Source organism: Cytophaga sp. FL35 (assembly GCF_014349235.1).
Lineage (GTDB): Bacteria > Bacteroidota > Bacteroidia > Flavobacteriales > Flavobacteriaceae > Euzebyella.
Map to the genome: position 1 here is coordinate 13,413 of NZ_JACSOH010000026.1, position 14,920 is coordinate 28,332.

Sequence of the window (14,920 nt, forward strand, 5' to 3'; positions counted from 1 at the left end):
TTATATGGTAAAAAGAAAAACAGCGATAAAAATTAGAAAAACACACCGCTATCTGGGCATCTTCTTGGGCATCCAGTTTTTGATGTGGACGATAAGCGGTATGTATTTCAGTTGGACCGATATTGACGAAATACACGGCGACCAGTTTCGACAGGACCCGATTGTGGCATCCGCCTTTAAGGATTTGATAAGTCCTTCCGAGGTGAATCTTGAAGAAGCCATTGTATCCGTAAAACTTCGGGAAATCGATGGTGAACCTTTCTACTGGATAAATGGTAAACAACTTTTTGATGCCCGAACAGGTGCCGAAGAAAAGGCAATTTCAGAAACCGAAGCGCTTAAAATCGCTGAACGGAATATGTTGCCTGAACTTGAAGTGAAAGGAATCGAGCTCATCGAGCAAGTGGATAACCATAGCGAATATCGCGGTAGACCGCTTCCAGCGTATGTTATAAGTTATGAAACACCCGAAAATATAAAGGCCTATGTTTCGGAAAAAGATGGTGCGTTCCAAACGCTACGTCATCGGGATTGGCGTTGGTTCGACTTTCTATGGATGACCCATACGATGGATTATGAAGGTCGAGATGATTTTAACACAATCGTACTACGTGCCTTTTCCATACTGGGATTGATAACCGTATTGAGCGGATTTTTGTTATGGTACATCAGTTCACCCACAATCAGAAAAATAAAAAAGAGAAACAAATAACACCAAAAATTCAAAAATAATGGAACATTCAAATCACTCAAACAAAGGAAAATACAGAACCTTTTTTATTATGCTGGCTTGCTCATTCGTGGCTATGTATATCACGATGTATCTCAACACCTATGAATGGGACCACGTATGGTTCAGCTTAACACGCTTCTATATGGTCTGTCTGGGTATTGCTGCAATGGCAGTGATAATGTGGTTCTTTATGCGTAAGATGTACACCGATAGGAAAAAGAATATTGCCATACTTTTAGGTAGTTTGGTCTTGTTTCTGGGGGCATTATTTCTTGTACGCGACCAAAAATCAACAGTAGGTGATGTGTTATGGATGAAAGCGATGATACCACACCATTCCATCGCTATATTGACCAGTGAACGCGCCGATATTCAAGACCCAGAGGTTAAAAAACTGGCAGAAGAAATTATTAAGGCACAGCGTAAGGAAATTACCGAAATGAAAAAAATGATTGAGCGATTACAGAACGAAAAATAATTAGTTATGAATAAGAATATCATTTACATCGCTATTGCAATCCTGGTCGGTCTGCTCGGTGGATGGCTCATTTTCGGCGGGTCGTCGGAAGATTCAAAATCCAATAAGGATGCTTCCGATATGTCCGACAGTCACGACCATTCAGCAGATGGGGAAGTCCAGATGTGGACATGCTCGATGCACCCACAGATTATGCAGCCCGAACCGGGCGATTGCCCAATTTGCGGAATGGATTTGATTCCAGCGGAATCAAGTGCCGATGGCCTGGCAATGAACGAGATCAAAATGACCAAAAATGCGATGGCATTGGCGGGCATCCAGACATCCATCGTGGGCAATCAGTCCACAGATGACGAAAATATGATTTCCCTTTCGGGAAAAATCAAGATGAACGAGGAAGAAAATGCGGTCCAGGCCAGTTATTTTGATGGCAGAATCGAACGGTTAAACGTAAATTATGAGGGTCAGGAAGTCAGAAGAGGACAATTGCTTGCCACCATCTACGCACCCAATCTGATAGCGGCACAGCAGGAATTGATTACTGCAGCTTCGCTTAAAGAATCACAGCCATCCCTATATAATGCGGTTCGTAACAAACTCAAACTTTGGAAACTCTCAGAAGCCCAAATCAATAGTATTGAGGAATCCAGCAAGGTCAAAGAGAACTTTCCGATTTATGCGACGGTATCAGGTACGGTTTCCGAAAAGATGGCCGCCGAAGGCGACTATGTAAAACAAGGGCAGCCTATTGTAAAAGTCAGTAATCTAAATTCGGTATGGGCCGAATTCGATGCCTATGAAAATCAGATATCCGAATTCAAGAAAGGACAAAAAATCAAGGTCGTTACCAATGCTTACCCCAATAAGGAATTTGATGCGACCATTTCGTTTATTGACCCCATTCTAAATACCCAGACCCGTACTGTTATCGTTCGTGCAAACCTAAAAAACAATGAAGGGTTGCTAAAGCCTGGAATGTTTGTTACAGGAAAAATTGAAGCTAAGACCAACGGAACAACATCACAATTGAGCATTCCGGCAAGTGCGGTGATGTGGACGGGCGAACGCTCATTGGTTTACGTAAAAACAATTCCTAGCGAACCCGTTTTTGAAATGAGGGAAGTTACGCTCGGCAATCGAACCGGCGAGACATTTACGGTCGTTTCCGGATTGCAGGATGGTGACGAAATAGTAACCAATGGCACGTTCACGGTAGATGCTGCCGCACAGTTACAGGGCAAGAAATCGATGATGAACCAAGATACAGCCGATGACGAGAAACCTATGTCAGATATGAAAATGGAATTTTCCAAAAACACTCAAAGTATTTTTCAAAAAAGCTTAAAACCGTATTTGAAAATGAAGGACGCTTTTGTTGACAGCGACGCAAAAAACACTTCCGCTTTCGCAAAAGAAACACTGGAAGAAATCCAACTTATTCGGGAATCGGAATTGGGGACTATGGAAAAATCGCACGTTGCTAAAATCAAAAAGATGTTGGGGGCCATTTCCGAGAACGATGACATTGAAAACCAACGTAGCCACTTTGTGTTATTGAATCAGAATATGGTTCCCATTGTAATGAATATTGATAATATAGACCCAAAAGTCTATATCCAAAAATGCCCAATGGCAAATAATAACAAGGGTGCATTTTGGATAAGTGCAGATACCGAAATACGAAATCCTTATTACGGGGATGCAATGCTTACTTGCGGAAGTGTGATTGATACGGTACAGTAAATCCCTCAAAAAGCATCTAAATAACTATAAAATTATTTTTTTTAATGTGACAGGCCATTTTCAGAATGCCTGCCCCTGTGCCTGCGGAAGTTGCAAATCCTAAGCCTTCAATCCTCCCGAGCGGGCACGCTGTGCTGGCCCGCATTCGGTCGTCTTTCCGGCTACGGTTTTTCAACATCTTCGGCACTGCGCATAAAAGCATGGAGGCGCAAAAAAGCGCTCCATGCATTTATCTTGCCCACGCACAATTAATTTTGAAAATTCTTGTTTAAAATGTGTAATCCTTATTGATATATTTGTAATAAACCTAGGTCAATTCCAATGAAACCAAATATTTTCATCTTTCTTGTATTCTCGATGCTACTATTTTTTTCGTGCAATAGCGACGATGACAGTGTCGTGGAATCGGATAGAGACCAAGCCTTGTTGGGTCAATGGGAATATGAGGCGATTGATTCCAATACGGCCGTGGACATCAACGGCGACGGTACGGTCAATGTAGACCTGTTCAACACCAACGAAATACGCCAATGCTTAAAGGATAATCTCACTTTCTTCAGCTCTCGGGGAGCTGAAGAAAGAGGTGCTTTTTCTATTAATGAGAACGGACTGTCCTGTGGGGAAGTACCCGCATTTCAAAATGTCGAGGACGATAGTTACGAACTAATTGACAACCGGATTATACGATTTGATAATCGTAACGATTGGATTATCGTAGAGTTTAGCCAAAACCGATTGGTAGTCGACCAAGAGGATTTTCTGGATGATCAGGATGTAGTGATTACCTATACTTTCAAGAGAAGCTAGTTTTAGTTATGTTTAGCTTACTGCATTAAAAGTGCTCTTGAGCCTCAAACTCTGACCACTCTCCCCGTCACTTTATCACTCCATTGGCCATTGGTATCCCTGACCCTGACCTCAAAGTCCTGATCAAGATATTTCAAACGGCTTTCTCGGGGTTCCTCTTCCAACATGAAATACCTATCCACTCCACTGCCCGTGGCTTCGTTGTAATTGAACAATCGGGTATCCCATCGGTTGGTACTCCGGTTGAATATCCTAATTTCCACCTGGTCCAGCGTAGCACCGCCATAGGCCTCCGAGCACCCGATATCAAAACAGGTATAGATCCTGACTTGATAATCACAACCGTTCAATCCTCCGCAACTGACATTGTGCTTTTCCCCTTTGACCAATGCCACGGGCCTTCCTAAAGTGTCAACAAATGTGCTTCCGCTTTTGGAGTGTCCTGTTGAGTTCTCCACCTCAAAATCAATTGTAAACGTATTTGGGGTCTCTGGATAGAAAGTAAGGTTGGTACTACCGTAATTCAATGGAATTGTTTCCCCCTCATCATATCTATTTCCGCCATAAAAGAAATAACCGACACGGTTTCCATTGAAAGAAAATGTCATTTGATAGGTCACCGCCGGATCATGGGTGCCAACGGCATTGGTAATGACCGTGATGTTAAAGGGTTCTTCTTCCAAACGTTCTCCGGGAGCCTGACTAACGGTTAACTCGAACGGTTCCTCGTACCTTTCATAGTTGATATTGACATCGGCCGTTTTCTCCACATCTGATGAGGAGCGCACCGTAAAAGTGATGTTATGGTTGCCTTCGGTCGTTCCGACATACTTTCCCGAAAATGCCCCCACGGGTACATCAAAACTTTCCCCAGCGGAATAGCTTGTGCCCGCATATTCAAAAGAACCATTGTTACCATTTGCCGAAAAATACATCACGTAGGTGTCCCCACCGATTCCGATTTCGGAAATATTGAAGTTAACATCCACCTGTTCCCCGATATAGGCCTGCTGCAATGTGCCCGATGCGGTAAAGGTGTAATCCTTTCGCCGCAACGTTTACCGTTATATCCACGGTTTTCTCCAATCCGGTATCGTTTCGGACCGTGAAAGCCATTCGAACGGTACTTTCATTGGTACCTTCGAGCGTCCAGTTAAAGTTGCCCGTATTAACATCATAACTGTTCCCGGGGCTTACCTCTATACCATTGTAGTCCCTAATGAGCGCATTGCCGTTCATACTGAAACGCATCGTGTAATCCGAAGACCCGACACTTTCCGAAATATTAAAATTGAGGCCAGTGGTTTCCCCTACGGTTATGTCCGATTTTTGGGTGCCCCCGGTAAAGGTAAAATCGACCTGGTCAAAAGTGATGGTAGTGTTGGCCGTTCGGGTAACGTCCGATCCCGATTCGACACTGAGAACGATATTATGCTGTCCGGGTTCCGATCCGGTATAGGAAATATTGTTGACCCCGGCACCCAAAGGAAATTGTTCCCCCGGACCGTAAGTTATACCATTAATGGACATCGACCCGTTTTGACTAGAGGAAAAGAAAGCCGTGTAACTGTCGTTCGCTCCGTCGGGAACTTCGTCGATATCCACGATTATACCCACCGGAATGTTGGAAAACTCAGTAGCCTTGGACGGGGTCATATTGACCGTAAAGTCGTTGTTGCCAACGACAACGGTAACCTTATCTTCAAGAATCTGACCGTTGCTGTCACGAAGCAAAAAGGTTATTTCGTAGGTTCCCGCCTGGTCCCCAACGAAATCATACGCAAAGCTTCCCGGACTTACCGAAAAATATTGGCTAGGGATTATTGGCGAATTTCCATTGTACAATTGTGCGTCACCACCTGAAATAAAGTAATTCAGTTCATAGGAAACCCCATCGTAATCCCCTTGTTCGATAAGGCTCAATGAAATCGTACCACGCTGGCCTACCAATACCTCGTTGCTATTGGCCGAGGCATTGAATTCCAGTTCAAGGGGATTGGCATCCAGATCGATCTCCACAGGTCCGACCGCTTGCCCGTAATTGTCCGTAACGAGAAAATTGATGCGATGCGGGCCCAAGGTTTCCGGCGTATAGAACAATGGGAAATTACCCAAGTCGACCGGATAGTCAGTATTGTTCCGGATCGTATTTCCATTGACCCCAGTAACCCTTCCGTTTCCTTCTTCCAAGTCATAGGTCAGGAAATAATCGATATTGGATGTGTTGCCGTTCGATTTGATATTGAAATTAAGCTGTGTCCGTTGGTTTACGAATACCTGGTTGCTTTCCGAATTTCCGCTAAACGTGAAGGGAATGTTGGCAATCTCGATCTCGACACTGTCCCTTTTCCTCTGGCCATTGCTGTCTCGTATATCAAAATAGATTTTGCGCTGCCCCAATTCATCGTCCTCAAAAGTATAATTATAATTGCCGGGGTCAATGCTGCGAAAAGTCCCGGGGTCCATGACCCCGCCATTCTGGTCCCGTACGGTTCCTGCGCCTTGGCTATCGGAAGAAAAGGAATGGCTAATATCATAGGTAACTTCGCTTTCCTCGTCCTGTGTCTGCAAATCGATATTGATTGCCAGGTTGGTGTCCAGCTCCACCTGTGAGGATGCCGCGGTCGCCCTGAACGTGAAATTGACATTTCCGACCGTCAGCAGCAGCTCATTCGTCAGGGATGCCCCATCGGGAGCCTTGGCAACCATGGTCAATTTGTGCTCGCCCAAGGTTTCTGGTAAGTAGCCAAATTCGGTAACGCCCTTGGGCAACTTGAAGGGGGTTCCAGCATCGTAGGTAACATCGTCCAAATGAAGCTTGCCAGAACCATCTTCCAGTTGGTAGGTAATCTCAAATTCCTCGGTCGAATCCCCATCCGGAGCTACCGTGTTCTTGTCCCGTAGCAAGGTTACATTTACGGGATTCCGACTATTGATAATGAAATCCCCGGTACCCTTTCCCAAGAGAAAGCTGAAACTGGCGTACTTGACATTGTAGGCCAACTCCAACTCCTTTTGCAATCGGTTTGAATCCCAGGCCAATACCTTGACTTTGTGCATACCCGTATCGATGGGCATATACCGGTAGGATAGGTCAAAGTCCTTGACCAAAATGGTGTCATTTTCGCGGATGGTATCGTTTTCCGTACCTAAATAATAGCCTTTTCCGTCAAGGATATTATATTTCATGAAATAGGAAACGGTGGAGACCATCCGCTCAGGTTCCAAGTTAAAATCCGTTCTTGCAGCTTCAAATACAAAACCGTTTTCCTCGTTGTTACCATCAAAGGTAAAATCGAAGGAATCTTGGACTATTCCTTCAAAGTCCTTGCTACAGGCAATAATAAATATCATGCATAGCGTACCTATGGCGACCATGCGTTGCGGGGTATTGAATTTCATAACGTCGCTTTTTAAAACAAAAAATACCGTAGGCCGACGCCGACATACGGATAAAAATTTCCCACGTCCGAATTGACATGGTAGTATTCGTTGGCCTTGACCAATAGCGAAAAATCATTGCTCAGGCCTATTTCCATTTCCGCACCGAGATAAAGGCCGTAAATAAATTGGCTTTTGCCATTGATAAGCGCACCGGTGGGCAGTTCATTGCTTCCGTTGTTGATGACCTCGTATCCGAACAGCCCACCGCCACCGAGGAATAGGCTAAAATTTTTTCTTCGAGGCGCCATGAATACACGATAGTACAGCCCCGGCTGAATAGTGAAAATATTATAGGGAATATTTTGGGCACCCTTGTCCTCGGCAATTGCGGCCAAAACACTTATCTGAAAATATTGGAACCGATTGGGATGAAAATTAAACGTTCCCATAATACCATAACCATCCTCGACATAGCCACCGCTCACGCCGACCGAAGAAGCAAGGTTGCCCCGCATTTGGCCTGAAACGGCTGAACCCGCAAAACAAAACAACACCGTAATGAAAAATAACTTTGTTCTCATCTATTTAAAATTTAGCCAACCAGTGATGACAGTCTTTTTATTATATTGGTTGGAGTTGGTCATTATCTTATAAATGCGCATTATGGCCTTTCATAATTTAAATCCTGATGGGTTATTGATGACAAGTTGGTCTATTTCCAAAGACAGGTTTCGATTGCCCTTTTCCTCATCCAGGTCCACTACGAGGGACTTTCTCCGGTCAAGGGTAAACTTATCGAAGACCACCATGAAATAGTTCTCGGAATTCCCCTCGACTTTTTTGGGAACTTTGTACCTGAACAAGGGTTTGTGTTCCGTCTTGACATTGCTCGAACTATTCTTGTAGTTGGTGGCGATGCTGAACTTTATAAAATTGACATCATAGTCTATATGTTCCTTGTTCTCCAAGCGAAACTGTAGGTATATTTCGTTATTCTCATAATACACGTTCTCCAGCCAGAGAAATATATCATCGTATTTTGAAAAATATCGGATAATCTTGCCCTTGTTGAACTGGTTGTAATAACATCTCCGCCGTATATATTCCATTCTATCCAAGACATACAATTCCTGGGTAAGCGGCAAGGGTTCCCCATCAATTTCCTTTTCGGGCTTAATCTCCAATTTTTCCCCAACTGTTCCGGTGGGTGCCATGGTGTCTTTTATATCAGGAGATGACGCAAAGTCGGATTCATCCAATTCGGTAACACTTTTCTTATGGGATAGCTCTTCGAGGTTATCGACCATGTCGGTGGTTATGGTCCATCTCTTCTTGGCGGGGATGTCCACCAGTACCAGGATAAAATCATAGGCACGACCGTCACGGGTATAAATGGTATAGTTCGTAAAATCGGAGGTGTCGGGTGCCACATCGTTATAGATAAGCAAAACGATACGCTCTGAGGTTGCGGAAGCACTTTTCGTCGGGAAGGACTCCAAAAAATTCAGCTCCTTCCCATTGATGGAAAAATCATAAGGGGCGGGCAGTACCAGAATGGTCTTATAGTTCCTTGAAACCGGAATGGTGTCCATTTTCGCCATAACCGATAGGGAACCCAATAGCCCAATTATTGTAAGTACAGCTTTTATTTTCATTGTGTTGCCAATAAGAGTTCATAATCATCGATCAATAGGATTTTTTCTTTTTCCCGTAACCTTTTTTTTCGAAGGAAAGTACCCAACCCTTGGGCGATGCCTTTTAAAACATCCGGTGCGCCGCTGGTAATTTCGTCGGTGGCCCCTCGCAGTGCATCGCCTCCCATTTCGGCCTTGTACTCCCTCCAGAGTTCCCCGGCCCTTTTGTTGTAGATTCCTTCCCTGCCATCGTTGAAGTCCCTGACGGAGATATCGACCGGATGGTGCTCGATATTGTCTATATCCAAATACACCCTGTTTCCCTCTATGGAAGCCATAGCGTAGATGAAGGTATTTTTGGGAAATCGTTTATCACTAAGGACCATATCTTCCATGAGCAGTAGCCTTACGTTCTCATTGGGCAGGATGAACTGGTCGCCATATACGGTCGCCCTAAAGGAAGTCGGTTTTTTATTCTCGGGCATCCGTTTCTGTTGTGGATTGCGGTTGCCGGTCAAGGATTCCCCGACTATTTTCCTTTTTCCCTCCAGCAGCATTTCACGGTAGGCCAAGCGGTTCTCCACGAATTTTTGTTTCTGCTCCTCCGCGGTCATCCTGTTCTTCTTTTCCCTCTCCACGGTTTTCTTTCTATCCAGTGGGTCGGCCTCCACCGTTTCCTGGACTTTAGTATCCAAGGATAGCCCTTCCAATCGCTTCAAAATTCTTTGGAGCGAATCGTTTTGCGAATCGTCCATCTGGGTCATGTCCGGTAAGGACGAAGATTTCCCTGCCTCTTCCTTTTCTGTTGAGTCCTTTAATTTCCAAGGCTCGGCGATAGCTTCGGATTCCAAGGTCGGAACCTTGCCGGGAAGTTCCGGATTGAAGCCATTCGTCGGATCGGTAGTGTCGCCGAACCCCATTTGAAAATCCTTGACGTTCTCAATGACGAAAAAACTGGTCAGTACCAGAATAAAAGGTAAGGCCATGGCAAAATTTCTGTGCCTTACGACCCATCGCTTCAAACTCTGTATGTTGTCACTGAATTTCATGTTACCTACGCTCGAGATCGGAATTGTCCACGACCTCAAAGTCGATAATCTTGATGCCGTTCAGGTTGTTTGGGGTAATGCCCGCTTTTTTCAGGTGCCCCTTAGTGACCAAGTTCCTATACGTTGTGGATTTGCCTTTTTCTATGGCCTGTTTGCCGTAAAAAGTAAACGGAAACGGATAGGTTGCATAGTCGATCTGGATCGAATCAAGTTCCACAAAGTAGTGATAGTCACGCATTACCACATCATGGAAGTATTTTTTTTCGACCAAACGGGCATATAAACGGTTGCCTGACCAATCGACCATGAACAAGGCTTTTTCCTCTATGTTTCTTTTGATCAGGTTCAGATCGGGTTCCAACGAGAAAAACAGTTCATGAAAGTTTTGGACGTGACCTTCGCAAAGAATTTCGAGGTTTTCCTTGGCATCCCTTATCGGTACCATAGGGAGGCGTTGCCCACCGTGCAGCACATAGGCGTTATTGTTGGCACGCTCATGGGCCGATACCACGAAATAGATGGCAATCGCGAAGACCGCTATCATTAAGATCAAGCAGCTATATACCAGTCGGTTATTGTGCCTCCTACTTTGGGCGATATCATTGAATATCTCGTATTTTCCTTTCATAATCCTAATTATTGCGTTAGTGTCCTAACCGCTTTTGTGGCCCCGCCGCTCTTGGCATCGATGACCGTTTGTATTGCTTTTTTGCCGTAATGCTTGGGCTTTGAGACGATGCCACCGCCCGAAATATTGAGTCCCTGCACTACAAAGTTGGCCAGTGTAGGGGCCTTGATGTAAAAGAAGGAGGTCATCAAGACCAGGAGGGAGGAACTCAAGATCAATCCTAGGTCGTAGTCACTGTTACGCAACAAATGGTCCACGAGCGCATCGACAAGGTTGACCATGAACATATCCACTACATATAACATGGGAAGCCATAGACAGAGGCTCATGAACTTTTGCAACCAGGCTTTCCAAAGGCCCGAAATGGCGGGAATGAACGAAAGCCCGATATTGATCGGCCCGAAAATGATAAGGATGAACAGGTAAATGGTGGCCAATGCCTTGATGCCCACGAAAATCAGCGTAGAGATAATATGTGCGAAGGCTGTTATGGAACCTGCCAGACCCGTAAGGGCAAAGGATTGTAGCGCATCGATATCCATGCTGAACATGTTCCATTCTACCACATTGTTGGCTGCCACATCGATTTGGGCCAGGGCCACCTTTTGCCCGATGGTATCCCAGTTCTTTTGGGTGCTGACAAACGAGGAACCGAGGTTGTTGTAGAATTCAAAGATGGCGTGTGCAAACTCGGAGTAGTTGAAAAGGATGAACATCAAGGGAAACCACTTTAGGGCCTTGAACACATCGGCGCGATCATTGCCCACAAAATGCATGATGGCGAAAATGCCCAACCCGATCTTTGCCATTTGAAAACCAATGCCCAAGGTGGGCCCCAAATTGGCAAAGGCATCATCGATATATTGGTCGAATATCGTGTTGACCGTTACCCTAAAACCTGTATCCGATTGCATAACGTACATCAATTGGTCTTGATCAAGGAATAAACCGCTTTGCGGTGTTCGTTTTTTTGCAAGAGCGAGGTATTGACCTTTATGATGGTTTCCAGCACGCTGTCCATTTTGTCCAAGATTGACCGTAGTGCCGAAAGCCGGTCGGCCGATTCGATGATTTCGCCCGTGGAGGCGATATGCGATCCTTGGGAGACCAAGGAGGTAACCTGTACCAGGGCATCGGCCAAGGTTTCGGTCGCCCTTTCCTTTTCCACCTTTTCCAGATTGGCGAAAGAGCGCAGATTTTTCTGAGTACCCTTATAGGCTTCCACGATCTTGTCCTTCAAGTCATATAGCTCGTTCATTTCTGGACTTCCCATGACATAGCTGGCGGGGGTCCTTTTTGCGGTTAGGTCTTGGCTAAGGATTTTGGAGGCACTGGAATTTGCGGTAACGTTCCGTTCCATCTGTGCCAAAAGCTTGCCCATGGTCGAGTTCAAGGTGACCAGTTGCGAATTCAGCGTGGCCACATTTTGATTGAGGATGACCAGTTGGGCATTTGCCGCCACATCGGTCACGGGAATCTGGGCGGCCCCAAAGTAAGGGAGTAGCCCGATCAAAATTTTTAGGTATACAATTTTTGGTTTTAAATACTTCATCGTTTTTTATTTTTAGGGTTATAATCGATGCCGTTCAAATTCCCCGAACCGGATTCCGCCAGTTCGTTTTGCAGCTGTTTGTAGGCGTTGGTCGTTCTTTCCCAATCACGGCCATGTTTTTCGTGGAGACGGTTGATCTTCGCTTTTTCGTTGGGGTTGGTCTCGAATAGGCATTTGGTCGGCAACGAGGTTTCCAATCCGAACACCTTGACGCGGTCCTTCCAACAAATCGCCATTTCCCGTAGCTTTCGGCCCATGGGCAAATCTTTGTTGATGGATAGGATCAGTTGCTTCTGTTTCTCGTTCAGGCCCAATAATCGTTGGATTTCCCCAAAGGAATTACCGAACTCGCCGAGGTCCAGCAACACCTTGATATGGCTGTTCACCACGATGGTATTGCCGATGTACTTGGATTTGACAAAATCGCTTACCTTTTGCGAGATAAAAATGGGCTGGCCTCCATATTTTCGGGCCATTCTGGACTTGGCGTCAAAGTAGTTGGCCATAATCGGATTGTCGAACAGGTTCCACGCCTCGTCAACGACCAATATTTTGTTTAGGGAAAGTTTTCTGGGATCCTTCAGTTTTTTGTCAAACACATCGATCATCAGGAACGCCAGGATCGGAAAGAGCTGTTCGTTTTCGATCAGGTTTTCGAGTTTGAAGTAGACCAACCTTTCACGGCCCAATTGGGCTATCCTTTTGTCCCTACTGTTCAACAGGTATGCCCTGGGGCCATCGTGGGCATATTTGCCCAAGAGCAGTAAAAACAGATTGGGGTCGAAGACTTCCTTTCGTATGCCCTTGGAATCCATAAGCCGCTCCAAATGCCTTTCCGAATACCCATAAAAAGTGTTGAAGGAGTTATCGGGACTATCCTTGATAAACTGGTCCCGATAATATCCCTGTACCAACAATTCGATAATGGTCTGGATTACCGCACTGTCATGACCGTCGTCCATTGCATTGTCCTTTCGTCCCAACAGAAGATAGACCAATGCGATAAGCTGGGTCAGCTTGTGCTCGGTAAGCATCTCTTGGCCATCTTTTTCTACCATATCCCCTGAATCCAGCATAAAGGGGTTGAACGTAAAGGGATTTTTGTCGTCGTTCTCTATGATGACCCCATCCAGATGGTCCAGCAACTTGTCATAGGAATTCCCGTTCTCAAGAATCAGGATTTCCGCTCCCTCTCGATATTCGGAGAACAAATAGGCATTGGCAAAAAAGGTCTTTCCGCCACCGGATCCGGAGGCGATGAGCATGCCCCGGTTAAAGATCCAGTCTTTTGCCTCGGGATCGCGGTAGAGGCTTACCAACAAAGGTTTTCCCGTGGCCCTATCGACCATGCGCAGTCCGTGGGGGCCGTGCATCCTGTTTCGATATCCCCCTTCAAAATACCAAAGGCTGGCCGCCATCTCCGAGGAAAAGGGACTGAAGAGTTCCATGCTCAACCCAATGCCGTTGCCCAAGATACCCCCGAAAAAGAGATTTTTTCGGTCCACGGTATTTTCCTTGACATGAATGCCCAGCTTTCGAAAAGCCGACCGGACGGAATTGCACATCGACCTAAAGGACTTCTTGGAGCTAGAAAGGCCCAATACGTTCAAGTGATAATAGACCAGTTCCTTATGCTCGTTCAGGATATGCTGCTGGAACTCATAGATTTGGTCCCGGTAGGTGCTGTTCTTATCCCCCTTGCGGTTGCGGGCATATTTGTCCAGACGTTTGGCCTTCGACCTAAGTTTGGCCATGGCCTTCTCCTTTTCGGGTATATAGATATATTGGTTGACAATATGTTCCTGTGGAATCCTGAATCCCAAGGAAAACAGGTTCCCTATGGGGAAGAGGTTGTCTCCTGTACTGTATTTTCCGAAATATTCGTGAAAGGCCATATCCTCCTTGGAGAACTGGTCCAGATTTTCCAAAGTGAAGTATTGTCCCTGTTTTTCGCCGATCCCCAGCCCGTGGTCGGAAAAATCGATATCCCTGCCCGTACCTTCCCCGTAGCCCGCTTCCAGATAACTATCGTAATAGCCCGCTCGACCGAAAAGTCCCTCGGAATCAAGGATTTTTGAGCTCATCAGGCCCGAATCGTTGATAAGGTCGTTGACGGCACCGACCCTGGCCTCGAAATCCGCCATTGTGTCCCCATCGAGGTATTCTTCGGGAACATAGCTTTGGCCATAGAACCGTCGCTCCTTTTTTAAGAAGGAATTGGCCCCGATAGGCGTTCGGCCGATATAGTTTTTGGGCACTTTATGGATGGCCAGATAGCACCGGTGCTCCAAAAACGGCCGGTCCTTGAAATAGCGTTCGTCCTCGGTCTCGAAAAAATCTCGTTCCAACCGTTGTCGGTCCATGGAATAGGTTTCCCCGAAGAAGAGGTCCTGTTTGTGCAAAAGACAGTTCTCGCCCAGGATTTCCATGATACCCGAGACTATCCGGTTCAGGTTCAGATAGTCCTTGCTGTCCAAAGTGTAGATTTCGGGAAGTTCCAATTGCAGCGGAATGCTCAGGCAACCTCTCTCCTTGGATACCAAAATCGGTGCCTCATAACCATAAATGGGAAAGGCATCCAGAAGATTCAATCTTTTTTCCATAGTACCAACATTTTTTTGTTGACATGGCCTTTAAGGGTATCCGGCCCCTTTCTGTCCGCTCGGGACTTGATAAAGCCATTTTCCCCGTATGCTTTTGAATAGAAAAGCATGAGTACGATATAAAGTGCCGCGGTACAGAAGGAAAGCAAAAGGCTCAGAAAGGTCGGGATGACCGTGCTGAGGAACAGCCCTACCATCAGGGATAGGAACGAGCCCCTAAAGGCTTGGTCCACATATTTAGCGCGAAGCCCAAAGAAGGAGACGTCCTTTTGCAGGGCCTTTGGAATTTTGACCAGCTTGTTTTCCATG

At 45.7% G+C, this 14,920-nt stretch carries 14 protein-coding genes; 4 read left to right on the forward strand and 10 right to left on the reverse strand.

Going from position 1 to position 14,920, the window contains the following annotated elements; genetic code table 11:
* Positions 1–4: 4 nt before the first annotated feature.
* The 4 genes from BIZ36_RS16970 to BIZ36_RS16985 all read left to right on the forward strand — a co-directional run bounded on the left by BIZ36_RS16970 (position 5) and on the right by BIZ36_RS16985 (position 3,761).
* Positions 5–712: a PepSY domain-containing protein gene (locus BIZ36_RS16970; RefSeq protein WP_187459096.1), complete on the forward strand. Its 708-nt coding sequence runs from the start codon at positions 5–7 to the stop codon at positions 710–712.
* A gap of 19 nt (positions 713–731) precedes the next feature.
* Positions 732–1,211, forward strand: coding sequence for a DUF305 domain-containing protein (locus BIZ36_RS16975; protein ID WP_094998933.1), 480 nt, complete (start codon positions 732–734; stop codon positions 1,209–1,211).
* A gap of 6 nt (positions 1,212–1,217) precedes the next feature.
* A complete protein-coding gene (locus BIZ36_RS16980; RefSeq protein WP_187459097.1) occupies positions 1,218–2,954 on the forward strand; it encodes an efflux RND transporter periplasmic adaptor subunit in 1,737 nt (578 codons plus the stop codon).
* A 321-nt stretch (positions 2,955–3,275) separates the two neighbouring features.
* On the forward strand, positions 3,276–3,761 hold the full coding sequence (locus tag BIZ36_RS16985) for a hypothetical protein (RefSeq protein ID WP_187459098.1): 486 nt from the start codon (positions 3,276–3,278) through the stop codon (positions 3,759–3,761).
* A 44-nt stretch (positions 3,762–3,805) separates the two neighbouring features.
* Here the strand turns inward: BIZ36_RS16985 and BIZ36_RS16990 are convergent, their stop codons facing one another.
* The 10 genes from BIZ36_RS16990 to BIZ36_RS17035 all read right to left on the reverse strand — a co-directional run bounded on the left by BIZ36_RS16990 (position 3,806) and on the right by BIZ36_RS17035 (position 14,919).
* Positions 3,806–4,816 carry a hypothetical protein gene (locus BIZ36_RS16990; RefSeq protein WP_187459099.1) on the reverse strand — a complete coding sequence of 337 codons (1,011 nt, stop codon included), beginning with the start codon at positions 4,814–4,816 and terminating at the stop codon, positions 3,806–3,808.
* On the reverse strand, positions 4,740–7,163 hold the full coding sequence (locus tag BIZ36_RS16995; RefSeq protein WP_187459100.1) for a TraQ conjugal transfer family protein: 2,424 nt from the start codon (positions 7,161–7,163) through the stop codon (positions 4,740–4,742). The genes BIZ36_RS16990 and BIZ36_RS16995 overlap by 77 nt, the downstream gene beginning before the upstream one ends.
* An 11-nt stretch (positions 7,164–7,174) precedes the next feature.
* Positions 7,175–7,726: a conjugal transfer protein TraO gene (locus BIZ36_RS17000; RefSeq protein ID WP_121848315.1), complete on the reverse strand. Its 552-nt coding sequence runs from the start codon at positions 7,724–7,726 to the stop codon at positions 7,175–7,177.
* A gap of 90 nt (positions 7,727–7,816) precedes the next feature.
* Entirely contained in the window at positions 7,817–8,800 is a 984-nt protein-coding gene (locus BIZ36_RS17005; RefSeq protein WP_187459101.1) for a DUF4138 domain-containing protein, read from the reverse strand.
* Positions 8,797–9,828 carry a conjugative transposon protein TraM gene (gene traM, locus BIZ36_RS17010; RefSeq protein WP_187459102.1) on the reverse strand — a complete coding sequence of 344 codons (1,032 nt, stop codon included), beginning with the start codon at positions 9,826–9,828 and terminating at the stop codon, positions 8,797–8,799. The genes BIZ36_RS17005 and traM overlap by 4 nt, the downstream gene beginning before the upstream one ends.
* A gap of 1 nt (position 9,829) precedes the next feature.
* The gene (locus BIZ36_RS17015) at positions 9,830–10,456 is read right to left on the reverse strand and encodes a hypothetical protein (protein ID WP_094997547.1); all 627 of its coding nucleotides are present in this window, start codon (positions 10,454–10,456) and stop codon (positions 9,830–9,832) included.
* A gap of 8 nt (positions 10,457–10,464) precedes the next feature.
* Positions 10,465–11,370: a type IV secretion system protein gene (locus BIZ36_RS17020; protein WP_187459103.1), complete on the reverse strand. Its 906-nt coding sequence runs from the start codon at positions 11,368–11,370 to the stop codon at positions 10,465–10,467.
* A gap of 8 nt (positions 11,371–11,378) precedes the next feature.
* Positions 11,379–12,008: a TrbJ/VirB5 family protein gene (locus BIZ36_RS17025; RefSeq protein ID WP_187459104.1), complete on the reverse strand. Its 630-nt coding sequence runs from the start codon at positions 12,006–12,008 to the stop codon at positions 11,379–11,381.
* Complete coding sequence (locus tag BIZ36_RS17030; protein ID WP_187459105.1) at positions 12,005–14,611, reverse strand: TraG family conjugative transposon ATPase; 2,607 nt, start codon at positions 14,609–14,611, stop codon at positions 12,005–12,007. Before BIZ36_RS17030 ends, BIZ36_RS17025 begins: the two co-directional genes overlap by 4 nt.
* Positions 14,596–14,919 carry a DUF4133 domain-containing protein gene (locus tag BIZ36_RS17035; RefSeq protein WP_187459106.1) on the reverse strand — a complete coding sequence of 108 codons (324 nt, stop codon included), beginning with the start codon at positions 14,917–14,919 and terminating at the stop codon, positions 14,596–14,598. Before BIZ36_RS17035 ends, BIZ36_RS17030 begins: the two co-directional genes overlap by 16 nt.
* Between the last annotated feature and the right edge of the window lies 1 nt (position 14,920).

Coding starts and splice junctions, on each gene's coding strand:
- BIZ36_RS16970 (WP_187459096.1), top strand. CDS start 5: ATGGTAAAAAGAAAAACAGCGATAAAAATTAGAAAAACACACCGCTAT.
- BIZ36_RS16975 (WP_094998933.1), top strand. CDS start 732: ATGGAACATTCAAATCACTCAAACAAAGGAAAATACAGAACCTTTTTT.
- BIZ36_RS16980 (WP_187459097.1), top strand. CDS start 1,218: ATGAATAAGAATATCATTTACATCGCTATTGCAATCCTGGTCGGTCTG.
- BIZ36_RS16985 (WP_187459098.1), top strand. CDS start 3,276: ATGAAACCAAATATTTTCATCTTTCTTGTATTCTCGATGCTACTATTT.
- BIZ36_RS16995 (WP_187459100.1), bottom strand. CDS start 7,163: ATGAAATTCAATACCCCGCAACGCATGGTCGCCATAGGTACGCTATGC.
- BIZ36_RS17000 (WP_121848315.1), bottom strand. CDS start 7,726: ATGAGAACAAAGTTATTTTTCATTACGGTGTTGTTTTGTTTTGCGGGT.
- BIZ36_RS17005 (WP_187459101.1), bottom strand. CDS start 8,800: ATGAAAATAAAAGCTGTACTTACAATAATTGGGCTATTGGGTTCCCTA.
- traM (WP_187459102.1), bottom strand. CDS start 9,828: ATGAAATTCAGTGACAACATACAGAGTTTGAAGCGATGGGTCGTAAGG.
- BIZ36_RS17015 (WP_094997547.1), bottom strand. CDS start 10,456: ATGAAAGGAAAATACGAGATATTCAATGATATCGCCCAAAGTAGGAGG.
- BIZ36_RS17020 (WP_187459103.1), bottom strand. CDS start 11,370: ATGCAATCGGATACAGGTTTTAGGGTAACGGTCAACACGATATTCGAC.
- BIZ36_RS17025 (WP_187459104.1), bottom strand. CDS start 12,008: ATGAAGTATTTAAAACCAAAAATTGTATACCTAAAAATTTTGATCGGG.
- BIZ36_RS17030 (WP_187459105.1), bottom strand. CDS start 14,611: ATGGAAAAAAGATTGAATCTTCTGGATGCCTTTCCCATTTATGGTTAT.
- BIZ36_RS17035 (WP_187459106.1), bottom strand. CDS start 14,919: ATGGAAAACAAGCTGGTCAAAATTCCAAAGGCCCTGCAAAAGGACGTC.